The 9,372-nt window shown below is 77.5% G+C and carries 11 protein-coding genes; 4 read left to right on the forward strand and 7 right to left on the reverse strand.

Annotation, left to right across the window (positions count from 1 at the left end; genetic code table 11):
• Positions 1-166: 166 nt before the first annotated feature.
• Positions 167-1,255: a helix-turn-helix domain-containing protein gene (locus GTQ99_RS15130; RefSeq protein ID WP_166616570.1), complete on the reverse strand. Its 1,089-nt coding sequence runs from the start codon at positions 1,253-1,255 to the stop codon at positions 167-169.
• 152 nt (positions 1,256-1,407) lie between these two features.
• Here GTQ99_RS15130 and GTQ99_RS15135 point away from each other — a divergent pair, with 152 nt between their 5' ends.
• Both GTQ99_RS15135 and GTQ99_RS15140 read left to right on the forward strand, forming a co-directional pair.
• The gene (locus tag GTQ99_RS15135) at positions 1,408-2,283 is read left to right on the forward strand and encodes an alpha/beta fold hydrolase (RefSeq protein ID WP_166616571.1); all 876 of its coding nucleotides are present in this window, start codon (positions 1,408-1,410) and stop codon (positions 2,281-2,283) included.
• A 10-nt stretch (positions 2,284-2,293) separates the two neighbouring features.
• On the forward strand, positions 2,294-2,827 hold the full coding sequence (locus tag GTQ99_RS15140; RefSeq protein WP_338075020.1) for a DUF4396 domain-containing protein: 534 nt from the start codon (positions 2,294-2,296) through the stop codon (positions 2,825-2,827).
• A gap of 12 nt (positions 2,828-2,839) precedes the next feature.
• On the opposite strand, the gene GTQ99_RS15145 is transcribed toward GTQ99_RS15140, so the two are convergent.
• The 3 genes from GTQ99_RS15145 to GTQ99_RS15155 all read right to left on the reverse strand — a co-directional run bounded on the left by GTQ99_RS15145 (position 2,840) and on the right by GTQ99_RS15155 (position 5,503).
• Positions 2,840-3,580 carry a copper homeostasis protein CutC gene (locus GTQ99_RS15145; RefSeq protein WP_166616572.1) on the reverse strand — a complete coding sequence of 247 codons (741 nt, stop codon included), beginning with the start codon at positions 3,578-3,580 and terminating at the stop codon, positions 2,840-2,842.
• 41 nt (positions 3,581-3,621) lie between these two features.
• On the reverse strand, positions 3,622-4,602 hold the full coding sequence (locus tag GTQ99_RS15150; protein WP_166616573.1) for an asparaginase: 981 nt from the start codon (positions 4,600-4,602) through the stop codon (positions 3,622-3,624).
• A gap of 82 nt (positions 4,603-4,684) precedes the next feature.
• Entirely contained in the window at positions 4,685-5,503 is an 819-nt protein-coding gene (locus GTQ99_RS15155) for a carbonic anhydrase (protein ID WP_166616574.1), read from the reverse strand.
• A gap of 330 nt (positions 5,504-5,833) precedes the next feature.
• On the opposite strand from GTQ99_RS15155, the gene GTQ99_RS24415 reads away from it, so the two are divergent.
• Complete coding sequence (locus tag GTQ99_RS24415; protein WP_205707548.1) at positions 5,834-6,484, forward strand: hypothetical protein; 651 nt, start codon at positions 5,834-5,836, stop codon at positions 6,482-6,484.
• 43 nt (positions 6,485-6,527) lie between these two features.
• On the opposite strand, the gene GTQ99_RS15170 is transcribed toward GTQ99_RS24415, so the two are convergent.
• Positions 6,528-7,331 carry a methyltransferase domain-containing protein gene (locus tag GTQ99_RS15170; RefSeq protein WP_166616575.1) on the reverse strand — a complete coding sequence of 268 codons (804 nt, stop codon included), beginning with the start codon at positions 7,329-7,331 and terminating at the stop codon, positions 6,528-6,530.
• Positions 7,332-7,470: 139 nt separating this feature from the next.
• On the opposite strand from GTQ99_RS15170, the gene GTQ99_RS15175 reads away from it, so the two are divergent.
• Positions 7,471-7,791, forward strand: a complete 321-nt coding sequence (locus tag GTQ99_RS15175; protein ID WP_166616576.1) for a hypothetical protein — start codon at positions 7,471-7,473, stop codon at positions 7,789-7,791.
• Between the two features lie 27 nt (positions 7,792-7,818).
• Here the strand turns inward: GTQ99_RS15175 and GTQ99_RS15180 are convergent, their stop codons facing one another.
• Positions 7,819-8,133 (reverse strand): hypothetical protein, encoded by a 315-nt coding sequence (locus tag GTQ99_RS15180; RefSeq protein ID WP_166616577.1) that lies wholly within the window; start codon positions 8,131-8,133, stop codon positions 7,819-7,821.
• A gap of 68 nt (positions 8,134-8,201) precedes the next feature.
• Complete coding sequence (locus tag GTQ99_RS15185) at positions 8,202-9,284, reverse strand: magnesium and cobalt transport protein CorA (RefSeq protein WP_205707551.1); 1,083 nt, start codon at positions 9,282-9,284, stop codon at positions 8,202-8,204.
• Positions 9,285-9,372: the final 88 nt, after the last annotated feature.

Here is a 9,372-nt window from a genome sequence, read left to right on the forward strand (position 1 = left end):
CGGCCGCTCCTCGGCGATCCCCTCGACCAGCTCCCCGGGCCAGACGCCCGCGTCGTGCGCGCGGTGCGCGCGCTCGGGGAGGTGGTCCATGCCGTGTCATCGGTGCCCCCGCGGACGGCGTTGACCCGTCCTCACCCGGACGGGCGCGCCAGGGTCGGCCGGCCGCTCACACCAGGACGGGTGCTCCCGTGCGCTCGGCGAGGCGGACGGGGGCGGCAGCCGTGGCGCCCGCGCGCCGGGAGGGAGGGACGGGCTCGGCCCGGAAGGCCGCCCGGTAGGCGGCGGCCGTCGTGCCGACGAGGCGGCTGAAGCCCCGGCGCAGGCTCTCGCTGCTGCCGAACCCGACCATGGCGGCGACCTGCGCGACCGGGAAGTCGGTGGTCTCCAGCAGCACCTTGGCCCGGTCGATGCGCTCGGCGGCGATCCAGTCGAAGACGCTCATGCCGGTGGCGGCGCGGAACCGGCGCACCAGGTGCCGTTCGCTGACGTGCTCGTGGCGGGCCAGCGAGGCCAGCGTGTGGGGTTCGGCGATGTTCTGCCGGATCCACGCCAGGAGCGGTTCCACCCCGGTGCGCTCGTCCGCGCGCAGGGAACCCTTGACGAACTGCGACTGCCCGCCGGGCCGGTGCGGAGCGCTGACGAGGATGCGGCCGAAGTCGTTGGCGTAGGCGCTGCCGAGGTCCAGGGCGAGGACGTGCAGGGCCAGGTCGGTGGCCGACAGGATCCCGCCGGAGGTGTGCACCGGGCCGTCGTCGACCCACAGGTTCTCCGCGGCCAGCCGGGCCCGCGGGAACGCGGCGCGGAACTCCTCCGACAGCAGCCAGTGCGTGGTGGCCGTCCTGCCGTCGAGCACCCCGGCCCTGCCGAGCACGAACGCGCCGCCGCAGAAGGAGACCATGCGGGCGCCGGCCTCCCGCGCGCCGCGCACCGCGGCGCACAGCCGCTCCGAGCGCTCGGCCAGCGGTTCCTCCAGCCCGGGGACCATGACGGTGTCCGCGCTCAGCGCGGTCTCCAGGGGCGCCAGCGGGCCGGGGTCGATCCCCGTGGGCAGCACGTGCCGTTCCGCCTCGCCGACGAGCACGACCTCGTAGGGCGTCTCCACGTCACCGGTCACCGCGGCCAGCGACGGCATGCGCCGGCCGAACACCTGCTGCGCCACCGCCAGCTCCAGCGCCACGGTGTCCGGCAGCACCAGCAGCGCGATGACGTGCTTGTCGCGGCCGCGACTCGTCGGGGGTCGTCTGCCCGGGCGCACGGGTCTCCCTCCAGCTGGCGAGGTGCCGGCCGGACGTGGCCGGATGCGTGGGCATCGTGGCAGGCGCTGTGGGATCCGTCGAGGCCCGCGACGCCAGGGTGGAGGCGTCGGCGGGGGCCGCTCCCGCCGCACCGGACCGAGGGAGAAGGACCGTGACCGCTCAGCCCACCACCAGCACCCCGACCGCGCAGGACCTCGGCTTCGCCGCCCGGGCCAACGCCTCCGGGCGCACCCCCGTCGTCTTCGTCCACGGCCTGTGGCTGCACGCCGGCAGCTGGCAGCCGTGGGTCGAGCTGTTCGAGTCCGCCGGCTACGCCGCCCACGCCCCCGGCTGGCCCGGGGACGGCGCCACCGTCGCCGAGACCCGCGCCCACCCCGAGGCGCTGGCCGGGGTCGGCGTCGAGCAGGTCACCGAGCGCTTCCGCCAGGTGATCGACGCCCTGGACGTCCCGCCGATCGTCGTTGGGCACTCCTTCGGCGGTCTCGTCGCGCAGAAGCTGCTCGGCGAGGGCCTGGCCCGGGCCGCCGTCGCCGTCGACCCGGCCCAGATGCGCGGGGTGCTGCGCCTGCCCGTCGTGCAGCTGTGGAACGCCCTGCCGGTGCTGGGCAACCCCGCCCAGCTCCGCGGCACGAACTCGCAGTCCGCGGACCGCTTCGCGCGCACCTTCGCCAACGCCGTCCCCCGCGCAGAGTCCGACGAGATCCACGCGCGGTGGACGATCCCCGCGCCGGGGCGGCCGCTGTTCGAGGCGGCGGTGGCCAACCTGCTGGCGGGCACCCCGGCGGCCGTGCGCACCGGCGCCGACCGCGGGCCGCTGCTGGTGATCGGCGCCGGGCGCGACCGCACCGTCCCGGCGGTCACCACCCGCGCGATCGCCGCGCGCTACCGCGCCGCCTCCAGCATCACCGAGTACGAGGAGTTCCCCGGCAAGGGGCACTCGCTGGTCGTGGACTCCGGGTGGCGGGAGGTCGCCGACTACGCGCTGCAGTGGCTGACGTTCGTCGGGCAGCCCGCCCGGACGGCGTGAGGAGGGCCCGGTGGAGATCGCGGACCCCGTGCCCGGCGCCGCGCACGACACGGTGGACGGCAGCGCGCACGACGCGGCCCACGACGCAGCCCACGACGCGGCCAGGAGCCGTCGGCTGTGGGGTGCGGCGGTGTCCGCGACGCTGCACTGCCTCACCGGCTGCGCGATCGGGGAGGTCCTCGGCATGGCGCTGGCGACGTGGTGGGGCTGGGCGGACGTGCCCAGCGTCGCCCTCGCCGTCGCGCTCGCCTTCGTCTTCGGCTACGCCCTGACGATCCGGCCGCTGCTGCGCTCGGGGCTGCCGTTCCGGCGGGCGCTGCGCACCGCGCTGGCCGCCGACACGGTCTCCCTGGTCTCGATGGAGGTCGTCGACAACGCGGTGATGCTCGGCGTCCCGGGGGCGATGGACGCCGGGCTGGGCGGCGCCCTGTTCTGGGGCGCGATGGCGGTGGCCCTCGCGGTGGCCTTCGTCGTCACCGTCCCCGTCAACCGCCTGCTCATCGGCCGGGGCCGCGGGCACGCCCTCGTGCACACCGCGCACTGACCGGCGCGGCGCTCACCGCCCCGCCAGGGCCGCGACGACGGCGCGCACGACGTCGGGCGCGGTCGCCAGGCGCGGGACGTCGTAGCTGACGGCGGTCGAGGACGGCGCGGCGGTGGCGGCGACGGGTGCGGCGGCGCGCAGGTGCACGGCGGGCACGCCGGTGCGGGCCACCAGGGCGGCCGCGTTCGCGGCGCGCACCCCGCCGCCGGCCACGACCTCGATGCGCCCGCCGGCGCGCGCGACGAGGTCCGCCAGGACGTCCGCGCCCTCCACCGCGGTGCGGGCGCCGCCGGAGGTGAGCACCCGGGTGGCGCCGGCGCCGACGAGCTGCTCCAGCGCGCCGGGCAGGTCCGCCAGGGTGTCGAAGGCCCGGTGGAACGTCACCGGCAGGTCCCCGGCGGCCTCGACGAAGCGGGCCAGCAGGGCGGTGTCGACGCCGCCGTCCGCGCGCAGCGGGCCGACGACCACGCCCAGGCGCACACCGGGCGGGGCGGGCAGGGCGCGGACGGCGGCGATGTCGGCGAGCTGGACGTCGACCTCGGCGGGCGAGCACGTGAAGTCCCCGGCCCGCGGGCGCACCAGGACGCCGACCTCCAGCCGGGACACCCGCGCCAGCAGCGCGGACAGGAACCCCGCGCTGGGGGTCAGGCCGCCCTCGGACAGCGCGGCGCAGACCTCGACGCGGGCGGCGCCGCACTCCTGCGCGACCACCGCCCCCTCGACGTCGTCGAGGCAGACCTCGACCGCGGTCACCGGCGGATCACCCGGCGGGTCACCGGCGGCTCACCGGCCGCTCACCGGGTGGCCGCCCACGCCGCCACGGCGGCGCCGGGGGCGATCTCGCCGACGCGCTCCCCGCCGCCGAGCACCGGCACCGCGCGCAGGTCGCCGGCGCCCGAGACGTCGACGCCGAGACCGGCGAGGACCTCCAGCGCCACCAGGGTGGTGGCGCGGGCGCTGCCGTCGGCGACCTTCAGCGCCACCGCCCGACCGCCGGGGCCGGCGACGCCGAGCACGCCCTCCGCGCCGCCCTTGGCCAGCACGCCCGGCACCCGCCGCACCACCTCGGTGTTCGGGTGGCCGGGACCGCCGACGAACTCCGGGTGCGCGCGCACCGCGGCGGCGACCCGGCCGGCGGGTTCCCCGGGGGCGGCGAGGTCCAGCGCGCGGAACGCCGTCGCCAGACCGCGCACGGTCGTGGCGAACAGCGGTGCGCCGCAGCCGTCGACGGCGTCGGCGAGCACCGGTGCCCCGGTCAGCTCGGCCGTCACCGCCCGCACCCGCTGCTGCAGCGGGTGGCCGGGGGAGAGGTAGTCCCCGGTGGACCAGCCGTTGACCCGGCAGGCCAGCAGCATCGCCGCGTGCTTGCCGGAGCAGTTCATCCGCACCCGGGAGGGCCCCTCGCCGGCGCGCACCAGCGCGTCGCGGGTGGCCTCGTCCTGGGGCCGGTCCGGCGGGCAGCGCAGCGCGTCCTCGTCCAGCCCGGCCTCGGCCAGCACCGCGCGCACGACCTGCACGTGCGCGTCGGTGCCGGTGTGGCTGCCCGCGGCGATCGCCAGCGCCGGCCCCTCCAGGGGAGCGCCCACCAGCAGGCACGTCAGCGCCTGCAGCGGTTTGGCCGTCGAGCGCGGCAGCACCGGCTCGTCGACGGGACCCAGCGCGGCGGCGACGGAACCGTCGGCGTCGAGGGCGAGCAGCGCCCCGAGGTGACGGCTCTCCACGAGACCGGAGCGCCGGACGACGGCGAGTTCGGCGAGGGCGGGGGACTCGGCCACGGGGCCTCCGGTTCTCCGGCCGCTGGCGCCCGGGTGGCCGGCGGTCCGGTGGCGAGCCTACGCAGCGCCGGCCCGCGGGCGGCTACAGGAACGTGACGGTGCCCTCGTGCAGGTCGTAGGTGGCGCCCACCACGCGCAGGTGCCCGCCGTCGACGGCCTCCGCGAGCAGCGGGTCCGCGCTCAGCTGCGCGACCTCGGCGGCCACGTTCAAGCGCACCGCCTCGGCCAGGTGCTGCGCCTCGTCGGCCTCGGAACCGCTGTCGGCGTCGGTCTCCGCCAGGGCCTGCTCGGCGGCCGGGCGGATCGCCTCGACGAGGGAGTCGATCGCGGTGCCCGAGGGCGCGGAACCCGTCCGCACCGCCTCCAGCGTGGCGCCCACCGCGCCGCACGACTCGTGGCCCAGGACGACGATCAGCGGGACGTGCAGGTGCTCCACGCCGTACTGGATGCTGCCCAGGACGGGCGGTGCGACGACCTGCCCGGCGGTGCGCACCACGAACAGGTCCCCGAGGTCCTGGTCGAAGACGAGTTCCGGCGGCACCCGCGAGTCCGCGCAGGAGAGCACGATCGCGAACGGGTGCTGGCCCTCGGCGATGCGCAGCCGGTGCGCGGCCGGGTGGGTGGTGTGCTGCTCGGGGTGGGCGCTGAAGCGGGCGTTGCCCGCGCGCAGCAGCTCCAGCGCCTGCTCGGGATCGCTGATCCGGTCCGGGCGCTCGGGCGCCGCGGCCGGTGCAGCGGGTGAAGTGCTGCTGCCGCAGGCGGTCAGCAGCGTCCCGCCGCCCAGCGCCGCCGCCCAGTGCAGCAACCCGCGCCGGGTGCTGCCCACCCCCGCCGGTGCGGCGGGCGCCCCGGGCGGGGCGGTGCGGTCGTTCGCGGGCAGCGTGGATCCGTGCGTGGTCATCGGTTTCCCCCCAGTGGTGCGCGCGGCCCCCTGCCGCGCGGTCGCACGCTCCCCCCGGACCGTGCGGCCGGAACGCTACCGACTCCGCTGCCGCCGTTCAGGTGAATTTCCCGCGGCCGCCGCCCGCACCGCGCGCAGCCGGGTTGCGCCGCGCGGGTGAGGCCCCGGCCGCCGCCTGCCGCCGGTGGGGTGGTGCGCGCCCGCGACGGTCGAGCCGTCGACCGGGCGCGCCGATGCTGGTCGTGACAAGGGCGGACCCGCCGCGAGGCGGGGACGCGGAGCCAGGGGACCCACCTCGTGAGGTGGCCCGGCCACCAGGAGGACACCACGATGCGCCGCACCACCACCCTCAGCCTGTCGGTCGCCCTGGCGGCGGCCCTGGCCGTCCCCACCGCTGCCGTCGCGGCCGCGCGCACCGGCGGTCCGCAGCCCGCCGCCCGCCCCACCGCGACGGCCACCGCGACGGCCACCGCGACGGCCACCGCGACCGGAACCGCCACGGCGACGGCGACCGCCACCGGAACCGCGACGGCCACCGCAGTGCCCACCGGCAGCGCGCCGACCATCACCCGCGGCCCGCGCGGCGCCCGCAACGTCGTCGTCGTCGGCACGCTCAGCGCCGTCGACGCCGCCGCCGGCGAGGTCACCGTCACCGTCCGCGGCGGCCGCGACAAGGCGCTGCGCGGGCAGGACATGGACATCGCGCTGGCCACCGGTGCGGTGCTGCGCCGCGACGGCGCCACCGTGCGGGTGTCCGACCTGCGCGCCGGCGACCACGTCAGCGTCCACTGCACCCGCAGCGGGGACGGCACGCTCACCGCCACCCGGCTGCACGCGAACGGCCGCGGCGGTGAGGCGCCGATCGACGAGCCGACGGCCACCCCGACGGCCACCCCGACGGCCACCCCGACCGCCACCCCGACCGCGACCCCGACGAGCAGCCCGACCGCGACGCCCACCGCCACGGCGACCGCCGGCTGACGACCGGGGACGGCGCGCCGCACGAGCCGGCTCCCGCGCGGGGTCAGCTCGTGCGGCGGGCGACCTGCAGCAGGTTCAGCTCGTGCTTGCGGACCGTGCCGGAGGGGCGGGCCTCGATCAGCTCCCGGATCCCCGCGAACAGCCTCTCCCGCTGCTGCGGCGTCGCGGCGATGTGCCCGGAGTAGGTCGACAGCAGCGCCAGGTACTCCTCGGCGGTGTGCTCCCGGCTCGTCACGTGGCGGTGCACGACGGGCTGCCCGAAGCGCCCGCTGGCGAGCATCGCCGCCACGTCGGGGGCGGGCACCTGCTCGGGGGGCACCGGGCCGTCCCCGCCGTCGCCCATGCCGACCTCGTCGTAGCAGCGCTGGACGACCCGGAAGAAGTCGTCGCCGTCCGGCGGGGCCACGTGCTCGGTGGTGACGATCGCCAGGGAACCCCCGGGGCGCAGCAGGTCCGCGGCGCGGGAGAACGCGGTCCGCTGGTCCAGCCAGTGCCAGGACGTCGCCGCGACCACCAGGTCGAACGGTTCCCGGCCCGCCGGGTCCCAGCTCTCGAACGGGGAGGTCACGACCTCGACGTCCCCGCGCCCGGCGAGCACGCGCCGCGCCACCGCCGCCAGTCGCCGTCCCGGTTCCAGCGCCACGACGCGCCAGCCGCGCTCGAGCAGCCCGCGGGTGGCCTGCCCGGTGCCCGCCCCGACCTCCAGCACCCGGGCCCCGGCAGCCAGCCCCGCCGAGAGCGCCAGGTCCTCGAACAGCGCCGCGGGGTACCTCGGGCGCACCCGCTCGTACAGCTCCGCGACCGTGTCGAACGTCGCGCCCAGCCCCGCGCCCGGTCCCCGCTCCACCGCGGCACCCCCTCAGCTGCTCGCGCCACCCTGCGCCACGTCCTCGTGCGCCACGTCCGGACCCTAGCGACCCGGGCCGCCGACGGGCGCTCGCGCGGCTAGCGTGGAGGCGCACCGCCCCCACCGGAGAGGACGCGACATGAGCGACGGACCCCAGGACGCCCCCGTGCCCCGCGAGGCGCCGTCGCCACCCGGTGCGGACCTGCCCGCGGTCGTCGACGAGATCGACGAGCGGGTCGGCCTCGCCGGGCGCGAGGCCGCCGAGTGCGCCCGCGAGGAGGACGGCGGGGGCGACCCCTCCGGCGACGTCGTGCCCGACCCGGCCAGCGCTGACGGGGCCGACGGGGCTGAGGCGGCCGACGGGGTCGACGAGGCCGACCAGCCCGCGGACCCGACGCTGCGCACCGACGGCGGGCAGGGCGGTGCCGACGGGACGCCGGTGTCCGAGCCGACCGGCTGACGGGCCGCCGGGCCCGCGGGCCGGGCGCTAGAGGAGGCTGAGCCCGACGACGGCCTCGGTGAGCATCTGGTCGTGCTGCTGCTCGTCGAGGGCGCCCTCCGCGAGGCGGTGGTCCAGCACGCGGCTGACGAGCTCGATCGCGTCGGTGCGCTCGACGGTCAGGCCGTGCCCGCCGACGGCCGGGTGCACGCCCAGCGCGCGGCCGTCGCCGTGGTCGGGGCCGGCCAGCCACGGCCCGCCCTCCTCGCGGGCGACCAGGCGCCGCACGTCGTCGGGGTCCATGGCCAGCACCGCGTGCGAGATGCGGTCGAGGTCGTAGACGTCGGGCTGCTCGTCGGCCATGCGGTGATCCTCGCACCGGCGGCGCCGGCGCGCCGTCCGCGCCGTCCGCGCCGTTCCCCAGCCGCCGCTCACAGCCACTTCTTCGCGCGGAAGAGGAAGTACAGCCCCACGCAGACGGCGACGATGACGGCCAGGACCACGGGGTAGCCGTAGCGGGTGCCCAGTTCCGGCATGTGCTCGAAGTTCATGCCGTAGATCCCGGCGATGGCCGTGGGCACCAGCGCGATCGCGGCCCACGCCGAGATCCTGCGCATGTCCTCGTTCTGCTGGGCGGTGACGCGGTTCTGCCGGACGCTGACCTGCGTCAGGTGGGCCTGCAGGACGTCGGTCAGCAGCCGGTCGTAGCCGTCGACGGCGTCCGCCGCGCGCAGCAGGTGGTCCAGCACGTCGCGGTAGTAGGGCCGCTTCTCCTCCGCGACCGCGGTGGCCCGCGGCCCCACCGGACCGCCCTCCACGAGCCGCTGCAACGGGTTCACCAGCGGCACGACGGCGCGCTTGAACTCCAGCACCTCCCGCTTCAGCTTGTAGATGCGCTCGGCGTGCTCGTCCTCCCCGCCGCTGAAGACCTGCTCCTCGATGTCCTCCACGTCGACCGCGATGGCCTCCACGACGTCGCCGTAGCCGTCGACGACGTGGTCCAGCAGCCGGTACAGCACCGACGCCGGGGCCGGTGCGTGCGGCCCGCCGGGCAGCGGCACGTCGAGGTCGACCTCGCCGTCCTGCAGCCCGAGCGCGGCCAGGTCCAGCTCGGGCACGTCGAGCTCGGCGCGGACGTCGGCGACGACGGAGGACTCCCCGTGGCGGACCGTGATGAGGAAGTGCGCCCCCACGAACACGGCCACCTCGCTGATGTCGACGACCTCGTCGTGGTCGACGTAGCGGACCGGCTTGAGGACGGCGAACGTCAGGTCGGGGTACTGCTCGAACTTCGGGCGCTGGTGGGCGTTGATCGCGTCCTCGACCGCCAGGGCGGGCAGGCCGAAGGGGACCGCGAGGCGCTGCAGGTCGCGGGCGCTGGCCCCGTGCAGGCCGATCCAGACGAAACCGCCGTCGGCGCGGGCGGTGGCCAGCGCGGCCTCGAGGTCGGAGACCTGCCGCTGGCGCCCGTCGGCCTGGTAGAGCTTGCAGGCCACCACGGGCAGTTCCGCCAGGGCGCCGCGGGCGCCGACGGTGGCGACGCCCTCCGGCCCCGAGCGCCCGGCCGCCCCCGGGCCGTCCTCGCGCCCCGCACCGCGGGGG

The sequence above is a fragment of the Kineococcus vitellinus genome, assembly GCF_009906315.1.
Classification (GTDB): Bacteria; Actinomycetota; Actinomycetes; order Actinomycetales; family Kineococcaceae; genus Kineococcus; species Kineococcus vitellinus.